Annotated in this window: 18 protein-coding genes; 5 read left to right on the top strand and 13 right to left on the bottom strand. The window is 71.9% G+C overall.

Features of this window, described 5'->3' with window-relative positions; translation table 11 throughout:
• The first annotated feature begins 109 nt into the window (after window positions 1-109).
• Window positions 110-1,513 (top strand): MFS transporter, encoded by a 1,404-nt coding sequence (locus tag C2L59_RS35255; protein WP_103353868.1) that lies wholly within the window; start codon window positions 110-112, stop codon window positions 1,511-1,513.
• Between the two features lie 72 nt (window positions 1,514-1,585).
• Here the strand turns inward: C2L59_RS35255 and C2L59_RS35260 are convergent, their stop codons facing one another.
• Window positions 1,586-2,251: a DUF1707 domain-containing protein gene (locus C2L59_RS35260; RefSeq protein WP_103353869.1), complete on the bottom strand. Its 666-nt coding sequence runs from the start codon at window positions 2,249-2,251 to the stop codon at window positions 1,586-1,588.
• 252 nt (window positions 2,252-2,503) lie between these two features.
• On the opposite strand from C2L59_RS35260, the gene C2L59_RS35265 reads away from it, so the two are divergent.
• A complete protein-coding gene (locus C2L59_RS35265; protein WP_233223850.1) occupies window positions 2,504-3,346 on the top strand; it encodes a hypothetical protein in 843 nt (280 codons plus the stop codon).
• A gap of 1 nt (window position 3,347) precedes the next feature.
• On the opposite strand, the gene C2L59_RS35270 is transcribed toward C2L59_RS35265, so the two are convergent.
• Genes C2L59_RS35270 through C2L59_RS35280 form a run of 3 tightly spaced genes read right to left on the bottom strand, consistent with a single transcriptional unit; the run spans window position 3,348 to window position 6,342 of the window.
• The gene (locus tag C2L59_RS35270) at window positions 3,348-4,007 is read right to left on the bottom strand and encodes a response regulator transcription factor (protein WP_103353870.1); all 660 of its coding nucleotides are present in this window, start codon (window positions 4,005-4,007) and stop codon (window positions 3,348-3,350) included.
• On the bottom strand, window positions 4,004-5,140 hold the full coding sequence (gene macS, locus C2L59_RS35275) for a MacS family sensor histidine kinase (RefSeq protein WP_103353871.1): 1,137 nt from the start codon (window positions 5,138-5,140) through the stop codon (window positions 4,004-4,006). The genes C2L59_RS35270 and macS overlap by 4 nt, the downstream gene beginning before the upstream one ends.
• Window positions 5,137-6,342, bottom strand: coding sequence for an AI-2E family transporter (locus tag C2L59_RS35280; protein ID WP_103353872.1), 1,206 nt, complete (start codon window positions 6,340-6,342; stop codon window positions 5,137-5,139). Before C2L59_RS35280 ends, macS begins: the two co-directional genes overlap by 4 nt.
• Before the next feature lie 230 nt (window positions 6,343-6,572).
• On the opposite strand from C2L59_RS35280, the gene C2L59_RS35285 reads away from it, so the two are divergent.
• The gene (locus C2L59_RS35285) at window positions 6,573-7,541 is read left to right on the top strand and encodes a hypothetical protein (RefSeq protein ID WP_103353873.1); all 969 of its coding nucleotides are present in this window, start codon (window positions 6,573-6,575) and stop codon (window positions 7,539-7,541) included.
• Between the two features lie 217 nt (window positions 7,542-7,758).
• A complete protein-coding gene (locus tag C2L59_RS35290) occupies window positions 7,759-11,208 on the top strand; it encodes a PE-PGRS family protein (protein ID WP_233223851.1) in 3,450 nt (1,149 codons plus the stop codon).
• Between the two features lie 232 nt (window positions 11,209-11,440).
• On the opposite strand, the gene C2L59_RS35295 is transcribed toward C2L59_RS35290, so the two are convergent.
• Together C2L59_RS35295 and C2L59_RS35300 are read right to left on the bottom strand one after the other, a co-directional pair.
• Window positions 11,441-12,211 (bottom strand): dioxygenase, encoded by a 771-nt coding sequence (locus tag C2L59_RS35295; RefSeq protein ID WP_103353998.1) that lies wholly within the window; start codon window positions 12,209-12,211, stop codon window positions 11,441-11,443.
• Between the two features lie 64 nt (window positions 12,212-12,275).
• Complete coding sequence (locus C2L59_RS35300) at window positions 12,276-12,668, bottom strand: MarR family winged helix-turn-helix transcriptional regulator (RefSeq protein ID WP_103353999.1); 393 nt, start codon at window positions 12,666-12,668, stop codon at window positions 12,276-12,278.
• A gap of 64 nt (window positions 12,669-12,732) precedes the next feature.
• Here C2L59_RS35300 and C2L59_RS35305 point away from each other — a divergent pair, with 64 nt between their 5' ends.
• Window positions 12,733-13,185 carry a MarR family winged helix-turn-helix transcriptional regulator gene (locus tag C2L59_RS35305; RefSeq protein WP_103353875.1) on the top strand — a complete coding sequence of 151 codons (453 nt, stop codon included), beginning with the start codon at window positions 12,733-12,735 and terminating at the stop codon, window positions 13,183-13,185.
• Here the strand turns inward: C2L59_RS35305 and dnaB are convergent.
• The 7 genes from dnaB to rpsR all read right to left on the bottom strand — a co-directional run bounded on the left by dnaB (window position 13,182) and on the right by rpsR (window position 19,155).
• Window positions 13,182-14,594, bottom strand: coding sequence for a replicative DNA helicase (dnaB, locus tag C2L59_RS35310; RefSeq protein WP_103353876.1), 1,413 nt, complete (start codon window positions 14,592-14,594; stop codon window positions 13,182-13,184). The two genes, C2L59_RS35305 and dnaB, sit on opposite strands and share 4 nt — an antisense overlap.
• Window positions 14,595-15,096: 502 nt before the next feature.
• Complete coding sequence (locus tag C2L59_RS35315; protein ID WP_103354000.1) at window positions 15,097-15,885, bottom strand: ESX secretion-associated protein EspG; 789 nt, start codon at window positions 15,883-15,885, stop codon at window positions 15,097-15,099.
• A gap of 102 nt (window positions 15,886-15,987) precedes the next feature.
• The gene (locus C2L59_RS35320; RefSeq protein WP_103353877.1) at window positions 15,988-17,346 is read right to left on the bottom strand and encodes a hypothetical protein; all 1,359 of its coding nucleotides are present in this window, start codon (window positions 17,344-17,346) and stop codon (window positions 15,988-15,990) included.
• A 1-nt stretch (window position 17,347) separates the two neighbouring features.
• Entirely contained in the window at window positions 17,348-17,947 is a 600-nt protein-coding gene (locus tag C2L59_RS35325) for a DUF3558 domain-containing protein (RefSeq protein ID WP_103353878.1), read from the bottom strand.
• Window positions 17,944-18,300, bottom strand: a complete 357-nt coding sequence (locus C2L59_RS35330) for a hypothetical protein (RefSeq protein ID WP_103353879.1) — start codon at window positions 18,298-18,300, stop codon at window positions 17,944-17,946. Before C2L59_RS35330 ends, C2L59_RS35325 begins: the two co-directional genes overlap by 4 nt.
• A 130-nt stretch (window positions 18,301-18,430) precedes the next feature.
• Window positions 18,431-18,892 carry a 50S ribosomal protein L9 gene (gene rplI, locus C2L59_RS35335; RefSeq protein ID WP_086838958.1) on the bottom strand — a complete coding sequence of 154 codons (462 nt, stop codon included), beginning with the start codon at window positions 18,890-18,892 and terminating at the stop codon, window positions 18,431-18,433.
• A 14-nt stretch (window positions 18,893-18,906) separates the two neighbouring features.
• Window positions 18,907-19,155: a 30S ribosomal protein S18 gene (rpsR, locus tag C2L59_RS35340; protein ID WP_003098744.1), complete on the bottom strand. Its 249-nt coding sequence runs from the start codon at window positions 19,153-19,155 to the stop codon at window positions 18,907-18,909.
• Between the last annotated feature and the right edge of the window lie 37 nt (window positions 19,156-19,192).

Below are 19,192 nucleotides of genomic sequence, written 5' to 3' on the forward strand. Positions count from 1 at the left end.
GCCTTCACGGCTTTTCTCCGGAAAAAACTTCCGGCCGGTTGTCGATCCCGTCCCTTCCCGCTCGACGCGGGGGTGAGAAACGAAGGATCGAGCCGAGAGGACCCTCACCATGACCGCCACCATCGCCGCGCCGGCCGGCCCTGTCCGGGCCGGACGTCGGGAGTGGATCGGGCTGGCCGTGCTGGCGCTGCCCACCCTGCTCGTCTCGCTCGACGTCTTCGTGCTCGTGCTCGCTCTGCCCAAACTGGCCGTCAGCCTGCACGCCGATGGGACCCAGCAACTGTGGATCATGGACACCTACGGCTTCATGGTCGCCGGTTTCATGGTCACCATGGGGACCCTCGGGGACCGGATCGGGCGGCGGAAACTGCTGCTCGCCGGGGCTGCCGCCTTCGGGCTCGCCTCCGTCTTCGCCGCCTTCTCCACCACGGCCGGGATGCTCATCGCCGCGCGGGCCGCGCTCGGGATCGCCGGGGCCACGCTCGCCCCCTCCACCCTCTCCCTCATCGGGACGCTCTTCGAAAACCCGCGGCAGCGGGCCGAAGCCATCGGGATCTGGGCCGGCTGCTTCTCCGTCGGGGCGATCGTCGGGCCGATGGTCGGCGGGTTCATGCTCGAACACTTCTGGTGGGGCTCGGTCTTCCTGCTCGGCGTGCCCGCCATGGTCCTGCTGCTCGTCGTCGGGCCGAAGCTGCTGCCGGAATACCGGGACGAGACCGCCGGGCGGCTCGACCTGCCCAGCGTCGCCCTCTCGCTCGCCACGATCCTGCCCGCCGTCTACGGCGTCAAGGAACTCGCCCGCGACGGCGTCCGGACCGTTCCCGTGCTCGCGCTCGTCGCCGGCCTCGCCGTCGGCTACGTCTTCGTCAAGCGGCAGCGCACGCTCGACGACCCGCTGATCGACTTCAGCCTGTTCGCCGCGAAGGCGTTCCGGACCACGCTCGGCGGGATGCTGCTGTTCAGCATGCTCGGCGGCACGACCATGCTCTTCGTCGCGCAGTTCTTCCAGCTCGCCCAGCACCTGTCGCCGGTCGGGGCCGCGCTGGGGCTGCTGCCCGGGATGGCCGGCTCGACCGTCAGCTTCCTCGCCGCGCCCGTGCTCGCCCGGCGCGTGCGGCCCGGCCGGCTGATCGCCGGTGGCGTTGCCCTCGCCGCCTCCGGGATGGTGATCCTCGCGCTCGTCGACCCCGCCGCCGGGCCGGTGTGGCCGTCGCTCGGGTTCGCCGTGACGTCGCTGGGGGTCGGGCCGATGGTCGCCCTCGGCACCGACCTCGTCGTCGGCTCGGTCCCGGTGCGCAAGGCCGGCGCCGCCGCTTCGCTGGCCCAGACGGTCAACGAGTTCGGGTACGCCTTCGGCCTCGCCACCGTCGGCACGCTGGGCAACGCCGTCGTCCGCAGCCACGGCCTGCCCGACGGGCTGCACGTCGTCGCCGGGCTCGCTGCCGTCGCCTTCGCCGCGCTCGTCTGGTTCGTCGCCCGGCACCTGCGCTCGATCCGGCCGCTGGCCGCCTGACAAGACGAAGGCCTCCCCACCCGATGCCTGGGTGGGGAGGCCTTCTTGACGCCGGGGGCAGAGGGGCCCCGGCTAGCCGAACAGCCCGCGCCGCGGGTGGCGGACGACCAGCGAGCCGCCGTGCACGCGGCCGGTCAGCACGTACCGGGGGTTGCCCAGCCGCCCGTTGCTGCGGGTCTTGTCCTCCATCGCGCCGAATTTGACGTCGCTGATCGCGTTGAGGTCCACCGCCGCGTGCTCCGGGATGATGATCTCGACCGAGCCCCACTTGGCGTCCAGCTCGATGTGCACCACCGGCGACTGCACCTGGGCCTCGGTGAAGTCCAGCTTCGTCGAGCCGTACTTGTTGCGCACGACCAGCTCGGCCGGCACCACCCACGGCCCGCCGCGATGCAGCGACGAGTACTTCGCGTTGAGCTCGAACCGCTGCCCGGTCGAGTAGCCGCCGCCGTAGCCCACCGGCGGCGCGTACGCCGGCGCGGCGGCGACGGCCGCGGCCGGGTGGTAGAGGCCGGCCAGGTCGGCCAGCACCGCGTTCAGCTCGCCGCGCGTCCTCGACGCGAGCGCGCGGTCGGTGCGCTCGGTGAACTCGTCGAGGTCGATCATGCCGCGGCCGATCGCCTTCTGGAGCACGCCGACGACGTGCTCCCGTTCGTCGTCGGACACCCGGAGATCGCGCTCGCTCAACGGCTTGGTTTCGGTCACCGGTTCCGCCGCCGCGGTCTCTTCCTCGCCCATGCCCTTGATGGTAGAACCGGATTTCTCCAAGGAGATCGGGGGAAAACCCTGAACGGACCCGTAGTCCGCGCCGCCGCCGCCCTCGCGGCGGTCCTTCTGCTGTCCGCGTGCACCAACGCCGAAGCCCCACCGCCGCCGCCACCCCCGGGGCCGCTGACGGAACTGTCCGGCATCGAGGCGACCGGTGGCATCGGCGTCACCGCGCTGCTGCCGACCGTCGCACCCACCCTGTTCGACGCCGACCGCGGCCCCGTGGCCACCGTGCCCGGCTACCCCGGCGGTGACGTCCGGCTGGACGTCGTGCGGGCCGGGAAGCACGCCGTCCTGGTGGTCCGCCCGCCGTACCCGCGAGCGGGCGAACCCCCCGAAATCTTCGAGCACACCGGGCCGTCGAGCCCGCCGCGGTCGCTCGGCCGCGCCTGGTCGGCGGGGCCGGACACCGGCGGCGAAGGCGTCTGGCTGATCCGGCAGGACGCGCCGGACGACTGCCGCCTCCAGCACGTCTCGTTCACCGCCGGCGAGCTCGGCCGCGGCCAGGCCGCCAGCTGCCGCACGCAGGTGCGGGCCGAGACCCCGCACGGCCTGCTGATCACCATCAACGCCGGTGCCGCCGAGTCGACCGACGCCCTGATCGAACCGGCGACCGGTCGCACGGTCCGGCAGGCGCCGCGCATCCTCGGCGCCGCCGGCGACTGGCTGCTGCTCGACGGCCTGACCGACCTCACCCTGGTCGATCTGCGGGACAACAGCAGCAAGAAGCTCAGCCGGCCGTCGATCGGCGCGGCACCCACCGTGGTGCCCTCGCGTGAAGGAACGATCTGGGCCGTCGACTTCTCGAACGCCGCCTACCGCGGCACCAACACGCAGACGCGGGACCTCTGGCTGCTCCGCCCGGACGGGCCGACCTGGGACCACGCCCCGGGCATGCCGTTCGTCACCGAGCACCTCAACCGCGGCTTCGGCTGGTCGGCCGCCGGCGACCTGGTGCTCGCCGACCGCGTCCTGGCCGCCTGGCACCCGGGCGAACCGCAGTGGCGCCTCAGCCAGGCCGCCTTGCCCGCCGGCACCTGGTCCGGCTTCGCCCTGCTGCCCTGAACTACTCCCCGTCGAGGCCGTGCTCGATCGCGTACCGGGCCAGCTCGACGCGGTTGTGCAGCTGCAGCTTCCGCAGCGTCGACTGGACGTGGTTCTCCACCGTCCGGTGTGACAGCACCAGCCGCTCGGCGATCTGCCGCGCGGTGAGCCCCTTCGCGACCAGGCGCAGGACGTCGGTTTCGCGCTCGGTCAGCCGCGGCGGCTCGGCGTCGCCGGCCGGGGCGTCGGCCATCCGCCGGTACTCGCCGAGCACCAGCCCGGCCAGGCCCGCGGTGAACACCGGGTCGCCCGCGGCCGTGCGGTGGACGGCGTCGACCAGCTCCGTCGCCGAGGCCGACTTGACCAGGTAGCCGGACGCGCCGGCCTTCACCGCCTCGAGGACGTCCTTGTGCTCGCCGCTCGCCGAGAGCACCAGCACCTTGGTCGACGGCAGGGCCGCGGTGATCTCGCGGGTCGCGTCCACCCCCGAGGTGCCGCCCAGGTTCAGGTCCATCAGCACGACGTCGGGCCGCACGGTCCGCGCGATCCGCAGCGCCGCGTCGGCGTCCGGCGCGGTCGCCCGCACGTCGAAGCCGTGTTCGGTCAGGTCGCGGGCCACCCCGTCGCGCCAGATCGGGTGGTCGTCGACCACCATCACCGAGATCCGCGGCTCGTCACTCATCTCGCACCCCTCGTGCTCGGCACCCTGACCTCCCACTCCGTGCCCCGGCCGGGCCCGGTGTCGAGGGTCGCGCTCCCGCCCAGGTCGCGGACCCGCCCCCGGATGGATTCCACCACGCCCAGGTGCCCCGCCGCGGCGGCTTGCTCGAGAACGCCGTCCGGTATGCCCGGTCCGTCGTCGCGGATGCTCACCACGACCTCGTCGCCGAGGTCCTCCAGCAGCACCCACGCGTGCGCGCCCGGGCCCGCGTGCTTCTCGACGTTCGCCAGCGCTTCGCGGGTCACGGCGACCAGCTCGCCGGTCACGTGCGCCGGCAGTTCGACGTCGTCCGCCGGGGCCGAGACCTGCACCGACGAGGTCGCGAGCACCTGCAGCGCGGCGCGCAGGCTCGTCCGGCCGCTGTCGTTCGGCGCCACCGGCTCGGTCGTCACCAGCGACCGCAGCGCGATCTCCTGCTCGCCGGCCAGCCGGGCCAGCTCCGCCGCTTCGCCGCCGACCTCGTTGCCCCGCTTGCGGACCCGGGCGAGCACCTGCAGCACGCTGTCGTGGATCGACCGCGCCAGCCGCTCCCGCTCGGCCGTCGCCGCTTCCTTCCGCAGGGCCTGCTCCAGCCGCGCCGCGGACCGGCGGGCCATCGTCGCGGCCATGCCGACCAGCAGGCCGGCCGCGGCGAGCAGGACGCCGTCGCGGGCGACGTCGAGGTCGAACTTCTCCCGCGCCAGCGCGGTCGCCACCCCGACGACCAGGCCGGCGAGCACCCCGCCCACCGCGCCGAAGCGCGCGCCCGCGGCGACCGGCGCCACGGCCGCCCACACCGTGGTGATGAGCGGGACGTTCAGCGCGAACTGCGCGTCGCTGAGCACCCACGGCGAGGTCAGCAGCAGCCCGGTGCTCAGCACGAGGTCGAAGACCACCAGGGCCGGCGGCCGCGTCCGCTCGCGCAGGTAGAGGAAGCTGCTGACGACCGACCACACCGCCATCACGCCGAGGATCGCCCACGCCAGCCACTCGCGCCGGTACTGCCCGCTCTGCACGATCACCGTGCCGCAGGCGAACGCCCAGGTGAGCACGCGGAACGCCAGCACACCGCGCCACATGGGGGTGACCGGGTCGGGCGTCCGCCGGACGGTCACTTCTCGTCATCGTCCTCGCCGCGGGTCGCCACCGTGGCCCCCGCCGTGCCGGGCTCGGCGTCGTTCGGCTGCGCGGCCTGGTCGGCGAGGACGTTCACCTCGGCCGGGTCGGGATCGGTCTCGTGCAGCAGCGAGCGGACCCCGGCGTTCAGCACGGCCAGCAGCGGCACGGCCAGCAGGGCGCCGGCGATCCCGCCCGCGACCAGGCCGGCGGTGATGGCCAAGACCACGGCCAGCGGGTGCAGCTTCACCGCCCGGCCGAGCAGCAGCGGCTGCAGGATGTGGCTCTCCAGCTGCATCACGCCGATCACGATGCCCAGCACGATCACCGCGCCGATGAACCCGTTCGTCACCAGTGCGATCAGCACGGCGACGCCGCCGGTGATGACCGCGCCGATGATCGGGATGAACGCGCCGATGAAGACCAGCGTCGCCAGCGGGATCACCAGCGGCACACCCATGATCCACAGGCCGACGCCGATGCCGACCGCGTCGACCACGGCGACCGCGGCCGTCGCCCGCACGTAGCTGACCAGCGACGCAAACCCGCGGCGCCCGGCGACGTCGACGCGGTTGCGGACCCGGCGCGGCACGGCGCGGACCAGGAACGACCAGATGCCGTCGCCGCCGCTGAGGAAGAAGATCGTGATGAACAGCGTCAGCAGGAAGCCGGTGAGGATCTCGCCGACCGTGCTCGCCGTGGTCAGCGCGGTCGTCGTGATCGACGCCTGGTTGTTCTGGATGAACCCGATCGCCTGGTTGATGAAGTCCTGGATCTGCTCCTGGCGCAGGTGCGGCGGGCCGTTGAGCAGCCATTCCTTGATCTGGTTGAGGCTGGAGTTGAGCTGCTGCTGCAGCTGCGGCAGGCCGGAGGAGAATTGCGTGATGACGAACGTCAGCAGGCCGCCGAGCACGGCCAGCCCGGCGATCAGCACGATCGCCGTCGCCAGCCCGCGCGGGAACCGCACCGCCACCAGCTTCTGCACCGCGGGCGCGAGCAGCGCGGACAGCAGCAGCGCGATGGACAGCGGGATGATCACGACCGACAGGTAGCCGATCACCCACACCACGGCGTACAGGGCGGCGACCACCACGATGAACCGCCACGCCAAAGCCGCGCTGATGCGCAGCCCCCGGGGGATCAGCCCGGTGATGTCCTCGTGCTTCGGCAGGAACGGGTCTTCGCGTCGCGCGTGGCTCACCGGCCCACCGTAGCCGCTGGAGCGCCCGATTCGGCCGCTTTCCCGTGGCCGAGTCCGACACACGCGGCAGCCAGCGATGATCACCGATCGTCAAACCGGGTTACACCGTGTGTCTTTCACACGATGGGGGCATCAAGTCGCGTGGAAGGTGCGCAGCGCCGCGCCGGTTTGGTTAGGTCGCTTTCGCAACGGCATGTGCCGTCGAGCACCCGATCCGAGGAGACGCACCAGTGGCGAACACCGCGACGAACGAGGGGCAGGGCGCCAAGCGCGTCGGCCGGCTCGTGTCGCGGGCGTTGCTGGTGCTCGGTGGCGCGGTGGCCGGCACGGCCGCCGCGTGGCTCGTCTCCGGCGCGGCCGCCTCCGCGGACACCGTCGAGGTCGGCACCGCTTCCGTCACCCCGGTCACCGACGCCACGTCGGGCAGCCTCGGCGACGTGAACCACGGCGCCGCGCACTTCGCGGGCGACATCGCCGGCGGGGTCGCCGAGACGGCCTGCCACCAGGACGCGACGACGTGGAGCGAGCCGCACCGCGCGTGCGACAGCACCGACGCCGGCGCCGTCGAGGCGGCGGTCTCCAAGCACGTCAGTGCCTCGGTGGCCGACCTGACCGACGACGCGGTGCTGAGCCCGGCGGAGCGCACCCTCGGCGCGTTCGAGCACATCGCTCGCAAGCCGGAGGACACCCGCCAGGTCATCGAGCAGACCATCGCCCCCGAGCCGGCCAAGGACTTCGGCCGGCACGTGTGGCAGCTGCTCGACCCGGCCGGCCGGGGCCACCTGGCCCCGCTGCCCGGCCTCCCGGGGCTCGCCCCGGGCGAAGAGCCGGTGACCCCGGGTACCGGTCAGCCGGCCGGCACGCCCGCCGTCACCACCGTCGAACTCCCCGCCGCGTCGCCAGCCGCGATGCCGGCGGAGCTCCAGCACGACGACGTCACCGGTGCCGCGGGCCACACCCGCAACCAGCACCGTGACCTGCCGTCGCCGCTGAACCCGGCGCAGCTTCCGGCCGCGCCGGCCGTCCCCACCGCCCCGGGTGGCTCCACGGCCCCCGGTGGACACCTCGACGGGTTCAACTTCGGCGTCCCCTCCTGGACGACCGAAGCCGTCGACACCGCCGTCGCGGCGATGACCCGCGCCGGCCTGCGCCACTCGCTGCGCACCCCAGGCGAGCAGCCCGGCGTCACTCCTGACTGAACACCTCACTCCACGGGTAGCTGACGCACCCACGTCCGTCCTTCGCTGACGGCTTCGCGTCCGCTCGATCCCCGTGCACGGCGGCGCGCCCGCTGTTCTCCAAGACACCGCGCGCCCGCACGAAGTCCATCCCCCTCCGGTGCTGCTCGGACCCCTTTTTCGACGAGCGCACCCCCATAAGCCCGCAAGGGAACCCGAAATGAAGGAGAAAAACCCCATGCAGACGTGGGCAAAGCGCGGACTCCAGACCGCACTTGTCACGGGTGGGTTGCTGATGCTGGGTACCGGCATCGCTTCGGCCGACGAGAACGTCAACCCCGACACCCCGGCCTCCCCGCTCGACCTGAACGTCACGGCTCCGATCCAGGAAGCCAACAACGCGGTCGGCACCCCCTTCGGCCAGCTGGACCTGCCCGCCGGGCAGACGGAGCTGAGCACCAAGCCCGTCAGCAAGGCGCTGAACGAGGGCTCGAAGCAGTTCGACTACGCGAGCCCGATCAACGACACCACCCTGGGCGGCGCGTCCAAGGAAGATGGTGCGGGCGGCTTCACCCCGGGCCACAACAACCTCAAGGGCAACAAGATCAGCGGCGACGTCGTCGTCCCGATCCAGATCGTCGACAACGCGATCGGCGCGGTCGGCGACGCGCACGTCGACGGCACCCACCACCAGCAGAGCTGGGGCCACGACCGCGACCTCAAGACGACGGGCCGCGACTCGAGCGTCGCGGGCAATGCCGTCGCCCTCGACTGGGCGCTGCCCGTCCAGATCGCCGGGAACGGCGGCGGGGTCGCCGGCGGCACCGGCCGCGTGACCGGTGGGTCGGCCAGCCAGAGCACCACCGAGACCGGCGACGTCGCCACCAACGGCGACGGCTCGTCCATGTCCGGCAACGTGCTGGCGGGCCACTTCGCCACCCCGGTGCAGGTGACCGGCAACGCCGCTTCCTACCTGCTCGGCAACGGGCAGAGCCACGGCTACTCGGCCGACACCGTCGCCTCTTCCGGCGGCACGCTGGTGAGCTCCGGCGACAACGCCTCCGGGTCGGGCAACGTGGTCGGCACGCCGATCGCCCTGCCGGTGAAGTTCAACTGCAACGCCGGTGCGGTGTGGGGTGCGCTGGCGAACTCCGACAGCTGCAACAACGCGGCCGACGCCACGGCCGGCAGCACCCGCAGGAGCCGTCTGGGCACTCCGACCTACCTCGAGACCAGCGGCAACGACTCGTTCCTCTCCGGCAACGGCGGGTCGGCGGCGCTGTCCCCGATCGCGAACGTCGCGGGTGTCGCGGGCTCGTGGATCGGCAACGCCTCGACGGGCATCCCGGGGGCCAGCACGTCCTCCAGCACCGTCGACTCGGGTGGCTTCGTCAAGACCGCGGGTGACGACTCGAGCGGGTCGGGCAACGTCCTGAACCCGTCGCTCGGGCTGCCGGTCGAAGCCTTCGGCATCGGTGGCACCTACATCGGCCAGGCGGACGCCGCGCACGACAACACGACCGACGTCAACGCCGGCAACGGCAGCTACACGCGGGGCAACGGCGCCTTCCTCGGCGGCAACATCCTCAACACCCAGGCCGCGGGCGCGCCCGAGGTCTTCGGCATCGGCGGCAGCCACATCGGCAACGCGACCGGCAAGGCGTCCGAGGACAAGACGGTCACCGCCGGGGCGTACGACGGCACGCAGGGCAGCGACTCGACCGGCTCGGGCAACCTCATCCAGGTGCCGGCCGGCCTCCCCCTCGAGGTCTTCGGCATCGGTGGCTCCTTCATCGGCCAGGGCTCCGGCGCGGCCGACGAGACCAAGGTCGTCTCCGGCGGCGGCGGTGGCAGCACGGTGGACGACGGCGGCTTCCTGAGCTCCAACCTGGGCACGGTGCCGGCGTCGATCCCGGTGCAGGCGGCCAACATCGGTGGCGCCCTCATCGGCCAGGGCCACGGCAAGGGCTCGACCGACACGACGTCCAACGCGGGCGGTGCGGTCAAGGCCCACGGTCCCGGCGGGGCCGGCGCGGGCAACATCATCGAGGCCCCGATCGCGCTGCCGCTGCAGGCGATGGGCGTCGGTGGCGCCCTCGGCGGCATCGGCACCGGTGAGAACGACAACATCACCGACGCGACGGCGGGCGGCAAGGCCGTGACCGACGGCCGGTACGGCGCCGTGACCGGCAACATCGTGAAGGCCCCGATCGCGGGCGCCGGCTCGGTCTTCGGCGACGGGCTCGCCGGCGGCGCGCTCGGCACCGGCGTGGGCACCAACGACGTCTCGTCGATCGCGGGCGGCGACGCCACCACCAGTGGTGACCGCGGCAGCGTGGCCGGCAACATCGTCGGCGTGGACGCGCTGCCGGTGGCGCAGGTCTTCGGTGACGCCGCCAGCGTGCTGGGCGTCGCCAAGGGCGCCGGCGTCAACACGACCGACGTGACGAACGCGGGCGACGACACCACCTCCGGTGTCGAGGGCGCGATCTCCGGCAACATCCTCGACCTGCCGGTGACCGCGATCGCCCAGGTGTTCGGCGACGCGGCGACCGTGGGCGGCGTCGCGCACGCCGTCGGCGGGAACACGCTGAACACGGAGAACGGCGGCAAGGCCGTCACCGCGGGCGACCGGTCCGCGCTGTCGGGTCTCGGCCTGTACGACGCGTTCGCGCTGCCGGTGCAGATCTACGGCGTGCCCCTCGAACTGCTCGGGGTGGCCACCGCCTACGCGGCCAACGCGACGAGCATCGACGACGAGGCCGAGGACGCCATCGCGTTCCCGGAGGAGGGCTCGGAGCTGGCGGTCGACGAGCTGCCGTCGCTGGCCACGGTCCGCAGCGGCCTGGCCGGCCGGGACCTGCCGTCGGTGAACGGGCTGGTCGGCGCGCTGCCGATCACCAAGCTGCTCGGTGGGCTGCCGTCGCTCGACGGCCTGACCAGCGCACTGCCGATCAACGGGCTGCCCGTCAAGGGCCTGCCGGTGGCCGGGCTGCCCGCCAAGGGGCTGCCGGTGGCCGCGCTGCCCGCCATGGGGCTGCCGGAGGCCGGGGTGTCCGCCAGCGGGCTGCCCCCGGTCACCGTTCCGATGAGCAAGCGCGCCGACCTGCCGTCGACGGGCAACCTGCTCGCCGCGGTCACCAAGCTGGTGCAGCGGCCGGTCACGGGCACCCCGGCGCTGCCGAAGCCGGCTCTGCCGACCGCGTCGGCGCTGCCGAAGCCGGCTCTGCCGACCGCGTCGGCGCTGCCGTCCGTGGCCGGGCTGCCCGCCGTGGGCTCGCTCCTGCCGACGCGCATCCAGCGTGCGGACGTGCCGGCCGCGGGCCTGCCGGTCGCGCTGCCGGCGCTGCCCGCCGTGGGTTCGCTCCTGCCGACGCACACCCAGCGTGCGGACGTGCCGGCCGCCGGCCTGCCCGCCGCGCTGCCGGCGCTGCCCGCCCTGGGCGGCGTCCTGCCGGGTCACACCCAGCGTGCCGACCTGCCGACCGGTGTCCTGCCGGTCGCGCTGCCGGCCACCCCGGCGCTGCCCGCCACCTCGGCCCTGCCGGTCTCGCCGGCCGTCCCGGCCCAGCTGCCGGTGAACGCCAACCTGCCGCTGCTGAACGGCACCCCGCAGGTGCCGGCGATGTCGGGCCTGGACTCCACCGGCTTCCTCGCGAAGCTGCTGGGCCTGGTGAAGCGCAAGTAGTGCACTGAAGCCGGGCGGGTTCCCGACCGCGGAACCCGCCCGGCCCCAGACCCCGCTGTCACGGCGGCCGGCGCTCCACCGCGCCGCGAGGGCGACCTCGCACGGAGCGCTCCGGCAACGTGACCGCGGATGCGGGTCTCCCCCGCGAGCACCGAAATAGCTCTCCTTCCCTGGAGACGAAGAGCCCCAGGAGCCGATCCGGCTCCTGGGGCTCGCTCGCGTTCGGGGGAAGTCAGGAGAACTGGAGGGAGCGCTTCGCCAGGCCGTGCCAGAAGCCGTCGATCACCGTGCGGCCGGACCCCTCGTCCGAGGTGGCGCCGAGGGACACGAACAGCGGCGCGAAGTGCTCGATCCGCGGGTGCGCGAGCGTGGCCGCCGGGGCCTTGTGCCGGAAGTCGAGCAGCGTGTCGACGTCACCGCTGCGCAGGACCTCGGCACCCCAGTGGTCGAACTCGGCCGACCACGCCGGCGGTGTCCCGTCGGTGGCGCGGGCCATGCCGCTCAGGTTGTGGGTGAAGAAGCCGCTGCCGATGATCAGCACGCCTTCGTCGCGCAACGGCGCCAGCTTGCGGCCGAGGTCGAACAGCTCCTGCGGGTCGAGCGAGGGCATCGAGACCTGCAGCACCGGGATGTCGGCGTCCGGGTACATCTCGACGAGCGGCACGTAGGCACCGTGGTCGAGGCCGCGCTCCGGGGCGTCGTGGACGGGGGTCTCCGTCGAGCGGAGCAGCTTCCGGACCTTCGCCGCCAGCTTCGGAGCGCCGGGAGCCGCGTACCGCACCTGGTAGTAGCGCTCCGGGAAGCCCCAGAAGTCGTACACGAGCGGCGCCGTCGTCGTCGCCCCGATGGTCAGCGGCGCCTCCTCCCAGTGCGCCGACACGATCAGGATCGCGCGGGGCTTCGGGAGGTCGGCGGACCAGCCGGCGAGCTGGCGGGTCCACGTCGTGTCGTCGGCGAGCGGCGGGGCGCCGTGGCTGAGGTAGAGAACCGGGGTGCGGGTCATCGGGTGCTCCATAGGTTGAAAGTTCAACTAATGGAGGAGACGCCCGGCCAACACGGGATATTCCTCAGGCGGCTTCGACGTTCGCGGCGCAGCGCTCCAGCGTCCGGATCGTGGTGCGGTAGTCGTCGTCGCTGATGCCTTCCATGCTCTTCGCGCGGAACGCCTTGATCCGGTCTTCGACGCGGGCGTGGGCTTCGCGCCCGTCGGCGGTCAGGCTGCCGTCTTCGGCGACCCAGCCGCGGGCACGCAGGTCGGCCACCTTCGCGGCCATCGAGCCTTCGCCGGCGACGAACGGCGCCATCGCCGAGTCGACCTGCTCCGGCGTGCGCGCACCGAGGGCGATCGTGTTGAGTACCTGCCAGTGCCGGCGGGTCAGCGACTCCGCCTCGAGGGTGTGGGCCATGGAGGATTCGAGAAGCTCGTGGAGGTGGCGCAGCCACCAGCCGAGGGGTTTCATGAGGACTCCGATGTCGATGAACAACTACATGTAAAAATACATGTAGTTCGGAGGTGGAGCAACCATGACGGACGCGGTGGCCGACGTCGAGCGGGCCATGATCGCGATCCGCCGCAGCCAGCAGCGGCGTGCCCTCAGCCGGATCGGCAAGGCCCGGGGCCGTGGTGCGCACGACCCGGTGTTCGAGCTGCTCGACGTCGTCGAAGAGCTCGCCGACCGCGGCGAGGCCGGCACGGTGACGGCCCTGAGCGCGGCGCTGGGCGTCGACCAGCCACGCGCCAGCCGGCTCGTGGCGCGCGCGGTCGAGCAGGGGCTGCTCCGCCGCGAAGCGGATCAGCGCGACGGACGGCGCGCGGTGCTCGTGCCGACCGAAGCCGGCCAGGCGCACCTGGAGGAGATGCACGCCTTCCGCCGCGGGGTGTTCGCGGAGGTGATGGCGGACTGGCCGGCCGAGGACCGCGACACCTTCGGCCGGCTCCTCACCGCGTTCGTCCGCGGGTACAGCGCTCTCGGCTAGTCGTGTGAGAGGTCGACGAAGCGGCTGTAGTGCAGCTGGTGCGCGACGGTGATCGTCGCCGTCGGGCCGGCTCGGTGCTTCGCGATGATCAGGTCCGCCTCGCCCGCTCGCGGGTCGTCGCGCTCCCAGGCGTCCGGGCGGTTGACCAGGATGACGAGGTCGGCGTCCTGCTCCAGGGAGCCGGACTCACGCAGGTCGGACAGCATCGGGCGCTTGTCCGTGCGCTGTTCCGGACCACGGTTCAGCTGGCTGATCGCGATCACCGGGACCTCGATCTCCTTCGCCAGCAGCTTCATCTGCCGCGAGAACTCCGAGACTTCCTGCTGCCGCGACTCGACGCGCTTGCCGGAGGTCATCAGCTGGAGGTAGTCGAGGACGACGAGCTTGAGGTCGTTGCGCTGCTTCAGCCGGCGTGCCTTGGCGCGGATCTCCATCATCGTCATGTTCGGCGAGTCGTCGACGAACAGCGGTGCCTCGGACACCTCGCTCATCCGGCGGGCCAGCCGCGTCCAGTCGTCGTCGGACATCTTGCCGCCGCGCATGTCGGCGAGGCGGATCTTGGCCTCGGCCGAAAGCATGCGCATGACGATCTCGGTCCGGCTCATTTCCAGCGAGAAGATGACGCTGGTCAGGCCGTGCCGGATCGACGCCGAGCGCGCGAAGTCCAGCCCCAGGGTCGACTTGCCGACACCGGGGCGGGCGGCGACGATGATCATCTGGCCCGGGTGCAGGCCGTTGGTCAGCTCGTCGAAGTCGGTGAACCCGGTCGGGATGCCCTGTGACTGCCCGCCGCGGGACGCGATCGCGTCGATCTCGTCCATCGTCGGTTGCAGCAGCTCTTCCAGCGCGACGTAGTCCTCGCTGGTCCGGCGCTCGGTGACGTCGTAGATCGCGGCCTGCGCCCGGTCGACGACCTCGTCGATGTTCGCGCCGTCGGCCGCGGCCGCGCCGTAGCCGTACTGCACGATCCGGGTGCCCGCCTCGACCAGCCGGCGCAGCACGGCCTTCTCCGAGACGATCTCCGCGTAGTACCCGGCGTTCGCCGCCGTCGGCACCGTCGCGATCAGCGTGTGCAGGTAGGGCGCGCCGCCGACGCGGCCCAGCTCCCCGCGCCGCTCCAGCTCCGCCGAGATGGTGATCGGGTCGGCGGGCTCGCCACGGCCGTAGAGGTCGAGGATGCAGTCGTAGATCGCCTGGTGCGCGGGCTTGTAGAAGTCGTCGGGGCCGAGCGCCTCGATGACGTCGGCGACCGCGTCCTTGGACAGCAGCATGCCGCCGAGCACGGACTGCTCGGCCGCGATGTCCTGCGGCGGCTGGCGGTCGAAGCCCCCACCGCCACCGGGACCGGGGTCACCCGGACCCGGGTCGTTTTCCGCATACATCGGACTGCGGTCGTCGGTCAGCGCCACCGCCCCGGACACCTCCTCATCTGTCGAACACTCGTTCGAGTATGCCGGATCTTCGCTCTCGAAGCACGCGGCCGGAGCCCGTGCTTTCGTCCCCCGGGCCTGTCCCCGATGATCGGCGACAACCTTCGTCAGCTGTCGCAGACACGCGGAGCGCCACCGTGAGTACAGGCCCGAGCGGGCACGCTAGATCCCCCGGAAGGCCGATGGCAATTCAGGGTGGGGACCCTTCTGTGGACAACCTGGGGATGAATGGGGGTAACCAATCACAGGGGCCGCCATAGCTGTGGACAAGTTGGGGACAAGCGTGATCGGCTTTGGTAAAACCGCAGCTCAGGGGCTGTTGACAAGGTGTGGAGAACTTGCGGAAAACTCGTGCGGCGTGTCGCGCGAAGTCCGTTCTTCGGCGTGTCGTGGACCAGCCGAGACCCATTGGACCGCGCGACCTGTGGATGAATACTACGGAGAGTGGAGGCGTGCCCCGGTGGGCTGAACGGTCCCCGGATCAGGCCGCGGTGAGCCGGCCCTGTGCGCTGCGTAACCGGTCGGCGAGAACGCGCTGGTCGGCCGGGGTGAAGGCGATCCGGTTTTCGCCACGTCCCGGAATCTCCTCGGTCAGCCACCGGCCTTCCGACGTATCGATGTAGTTCACCGGGCGTTCGATCCGGTGCCGCGCGCCGGTGCGGGTGCGGGCCGCGACGTAGAGGCTGCCGCTCCCCATCCGGCGCAACGCGAGGATCCGCCGGAGCTCGTCGACCTCCTGGGAGCCCTCGGCCGGGCGGTCGCTGCGGAGCACGGCGAACCCGCCCTCGTTGCCGCGGGCGGTCCCTTCGATCTGGCCCTTCGGGACCGCGAGCGGATTCCCGCGGCCGGGCGCCAGCTTGGGGATCTGGCCGAGGAAGTCGTCGAGCAGCTCGTGCGGCTTCGTCGACTCCAGCACGACGGCGTCCAGCTCCTCGTGCCTGGCCAGCACGAACGCCTCGCCGCCCACGGCGCCGGCGAGCAGCCGGTAGCTCACCGGCTTGCCCTGGAAGCCACCGTCGATCCAGCCGTAGTACTCCAGCTGCGGCCGGGCGATCGCCTCGACCGTCGCGACGAACCCCGGGTGCATGCCGCGCGGGCCGAACAACCCGGCCTTGGCCAGCTCGGCGTTGGTCTGCTCGTCCTCGGCGCGTTGGGCCTCGTCGCTGTACCAGGCCGGCGTCTCGGCCAGCACCGGGTGCGGCTCGCCGCCCCGGCGCCGGATCAGGTTGACCAGGGTGCCGGTCCGGATGGTGACCTGCCTGTCCAGCACCGCTTCGTCCCCCAGTGAGAATCGGACATCGTGAAGATCGTCGGTGAACCCGCCGGAGCCGGGCGCGCCCATCTTGGCACGCGCCCGGGCCGCCCGCGTCCGCTACTCGCCGATGACCGGCGGCGCGGTCAGCTCGTCGGTCCCGAAGATGTCGTTCGGGTCGTCGCCGAGCAGGTACTTCGAGGTGCGCTCCTCGTCGCCGCCGCCTTGGCCCTTGGCGCCGCCGGGGTGCATGCCGCCCATCCCGCCCATCCCGGAGGCACCCGCGCGGCCCGCACCGGCACCGCCCGCGCCGGCCGCACCACCGCCCGCGCCGGCGCCGGTGCCGCCCGCGCCCACGCCGCCACCGGGCATGGCCGCCCCGGTCGAGCCGCCGGGCCCGAAGCCCACGCCGCCCGGCCCGAAGCCCCCCGACGGGTCGCCGATCCCGCCCGACCCGCCGGGCCCGAACCCGCCGCCGGGGATGGAGAAGTCGCCCGCGCCACCCGAGCCGCCCGGCCCGAAGCCGCCGGCTCCCGGGATCTTCGGCAAGGTGAAGCCCGAGGAATGGGTGCCGTCGTTGAAGTTCGGCGGGGTGTAGTTGCCGCCGCCGGGCAGCTTGGACGGGTCGAAGTTCCCGCCGGGCACCTTCGAGGGGTCGAAGTTCGGCGGCTTGCCCGGGTCGAACCCCGGCACCTTCGACGGGTCGAAGCTGCCGCCCGGCGTGTTCGGGCCCCCGGGGAAGGACGGCACCCCGCCCGCTCCGGGCATGGTGACGCCGGGCACCGAGCCGGTGCCGGTCCCGGTTCCGTTGCCGGTGTTGTCGCCGCCGCCGTTGCGGTCGTCGCCGCCTGGCTTCTTCTTGCCGTCCTTGCCGCCGTTCACGTTGACGTTCTCCTGCTGCCCCTGCAGCGCGGAGTACGTCGGCATCTTCTGGCCGTTGTCGTTGCTCGCCTTGTAGTAGGTGTTGAAGGCGTCGACGTTGGCCTGGCCCTTGGCGTTGTAGTCGCGGATCGCCCGGTCGGTGTCGGTCGTCCACGGCGTGATCGCGTTGAGCAGGTTGTTCTTCGGCGGGTCCTTCGGCACCTGCTGCACCTGCGCGTGCACCGTGGTGAACGCGTTGTGCTGCTCGCCGAGGTACTTGTCGGAGTCGGTGAGCTTGGTGCCGGAGTCCTCCATCCACACCCGCAGCGGGTGGGCGCCGGCCTGCTGCGCCGCCTCGGAGCCGCCGCCGGTCCAGGCCGCGTCCATCTCCTTGGCCAGGTCGTCGATGGTGCCGAGGCGTTCGGAGTAAGCGCCCTTCAGCCGGCTCGCCGCCGCCTGCCCGTTCTCGATCGAGCCCGGGCCGGGGCCGGTGGTGATCTTCTCCCAGATGTCGTAGCAGTCGATCTTGCGCTCGCCCTGCACCGACGTGTGGTCGTCCGAATGCGTGGTCGCCATGTTGTAGGCGGCGAAGCCGCCCAGCAGCACCAGTTCCAGCATCTCAGCCTCCCAGGGTGTGGATCATCGCGTCGCCGAACTTCTGCGCCACCGAGCACGGGTCCGACGCACCGGCGCCGTTGTCGTACTGGACCAGCACGTTGACCGCCAGCTGGTCGGTCACCCCGACGAACAGGCCGCACTTGCCGTTCTTGCGGTCGTCGACCGCCGCGGCGAAGACGGACGGGTACCCGTAGGCCTGGGACTCGCCCCAGTAGGCGTCGTTGGCCTTGGTGTCGTAGACGTCCTGCAGCCCGTTCTTGTTCGCCGTCACCGTCGTGACGTCGATCTGGTTGCCCGGGTCGGCGGACTCCTGGAACGTGCAGCTGGGGCCGTTGCCCGTGGACCGCGGCTCGCCCTCGCCGAGGCCCAGCGAGGAGCGCGCGGACGCGTCGATCGTGGCGCAGGCGTCCGAGGTGATCGACGCGGTGTTCAGCGGCCTCGGCACGCGCGGCGCGGTGTCGGCGGTGGCGCGGGTGGTCTCGCCGGCCGATTCGGCCGTGGACGGCGCCGGGTTGGCGGTGCCCCGCGTCTTGCCCGCGCAGCCGGTGAGGGCGAGCACGGCGAAGGCCAGCGCCGGGACGGCGATCAGTCGTCGGTTCACGTGGCCTGGTTCCCCGTCTTCGAAAGGTCGGCCTGCGTGTCCGACTCCTTGGTGGTGATCTTCTGCTTCGCGGCGGTGAGCGCGTCGATGTAGTTCTTGACGTACTCCTGCATCTTCCGGTTCTGCTCGAGGAACGCCTTGCCGGAGGGGTTGGCGAGCTTCTCCCAGTCGCTGCTGGCGAACTCCTTGCCGGGCGCCTTGACGTTCGCCATCAGGTTGGCGTCGTCGTAGTCGCGTTTCAGGTCGGCCTGCAGGTCCTGCCACTTCTTGATGACGCCGTCGATCTTGCCGGCGTCGAACGTGAAGCCGCCGCCACCGCCGGCCGGCGCGGACATGTTGACCTCGTTACCCATCCCGCTCCATCCCCTTCGCATCCGGCGCCCATTCTCCTCCGACGCCGCCGCTGTGTCCGGGGTTCCCCGGAAAGCGTGAAGGCGGGCCGCCCCACCAGGGGGCGACCCGCCTTCTCACGGTTTGACCGCCTTACTGCGCGACGGCCTTGACCTCGAGCCGCACGTCGACCTTGACGTCCGGGTGCAGCCGGGCGCCGACCGAGTGCTTGCCCACGGTCTTGATGTGGTCACGCAGCTCGATGACGCGCTTGTCGAGCAGCGGGCCACCGGCCGCCTTGATCGCGTCGACGATCTCGCCGGCGGTGATCGAACCGAAGAGCTTCTTCGAGCCCTCGGCCGCCTTGCCGGTGAGCTGGATGGCGCCGAGGCCCTCCAGCGTCGCCTTGATCTCCTTGGCGTGGTCGAGGTCGCGGATGCGACGGCTCTCCTGCGCGCGCTGGATCGTGCGGACGTTCTTCTCCGCGCCCTTGGAGGCCGCGATCGCGTAACCCCGCGGGAGCAGGTAGTTGCGCGCGTAGCCGTCCTTGACCTCGACGATGTCGCCGGGGCCGCCCAGGTTGGCCACGTCCGTGGTGAGGATGATCTTCGCCATTTCGGTGCCCTCCCTTAGCGCGCGGTCGAGGTGTAGGGCAGCAGCGCCATCTCGCGGGAGTTCTTGACCGCGATGGCGATGTCACGCTGGTGCTGGCTGCAGTTGCCGGTGACGCGACGGGCACGGATCTTGCCGCGGTCGGAGATGTACTTCCGCAGCAGGTTGGTGTCCTTGTAGTCGATCAGTTCCGGGCGGCCCTTCTTCTCGGCCTTGCAGAACACGCAGACCTTCTTCTTGGGCTTGCGGATGGGTGGCTTGGCCACTGTCTACTCCTGGTAATTCAAATCTTTGTGGATGTGT

Origin of the sequence: Amycolatopsis sp. CA-128772 (assembly GCF_002904295.1) — a bacterium.
GTDB lineage: Bacteria > Actinomycetota > Actinomycetes > Mycobacteriales > Pseudonocardiaceae > Amycolatopsis.

What these genes read in the sequence shown, in the direction of transcription:
- C2L59_RS35270 (WP_103353870.1), bottom strand. Translation starts at nt 4,007, where the DNA reads ATGAGTGACGAGCCGCGGATCTCGGTGATGGTGGTCGACGACCACCCG.
- C2L59_RS35255 (WP_103353868.1), top strand. Translation starts at nt 110, where the DNA reads ATGACCGCCACCATCGCCGCGCCGGCCGGCCCTGTCCGGGCCGGACGT.
- C2L59_RS35295 (WP_103353998.1), bottom strand. Translation starts at nt 12,211, where the DNA reads ATGACCCGCACCCCGGTTCTCTACCTCAGCCACGGCGCCCCGCCGCTC.
- rplI (WP_086838958.1), bottom strand. Translation starts at nt 18,892, where the DNA reads ATGGCGAAGATCATCCTCACCACGGACGTGGCCAACCTGGGCGGCCCC.
- C2L59_RS35305 (WP_103353875.1), top strand. Translation starts at nt 12,733, where the DNA reads ATGACGGACGCGGTGGCCGACGTCGAGCGGGCCATGATCGCGATCCGC.
- C2L59_RS35290 (WP_233223851.1), top strand. Translation starts at nt 7,759, where the DNA reads ATGCAGACGTGGGCAAAGCGCGGACTCCAGACCGCACTTGTCACGGGT.
- C2L59_RS35320 (WP_103353877.1), bottom strand. Translation starts at nt 17,346, where the DNA reads ATGCTGGAACTGGTGCTGCTGGGCGGCTTCGCCGCCTACAACATGGCG.
- C2L59_RS35330 (WP_103353879.1), bottom strand. Translation starts at nt 18,300, where the DNA reads ATGGGTAACGAGGTCAACATGTCCGCGCCGGCCGGCGGTGGCGGCGGC.
- C2L59_RS35300 (WP_103353999.1), bottom strand. Translation starts at nt 12,668, where the DNA reads ATGAAACCCCTCGGCTGGTGGCTGCGCCACCTCCACGAGCTTCTCGAA.
- C2L59_RS35260 (WP_103353869.1), bottom strand. Translation starts at nt 2,251, where the DNA reads ATGGGCGAGGAAGAGACCGCGGCGGCGGAACCGGTGACCGAAACCAAG.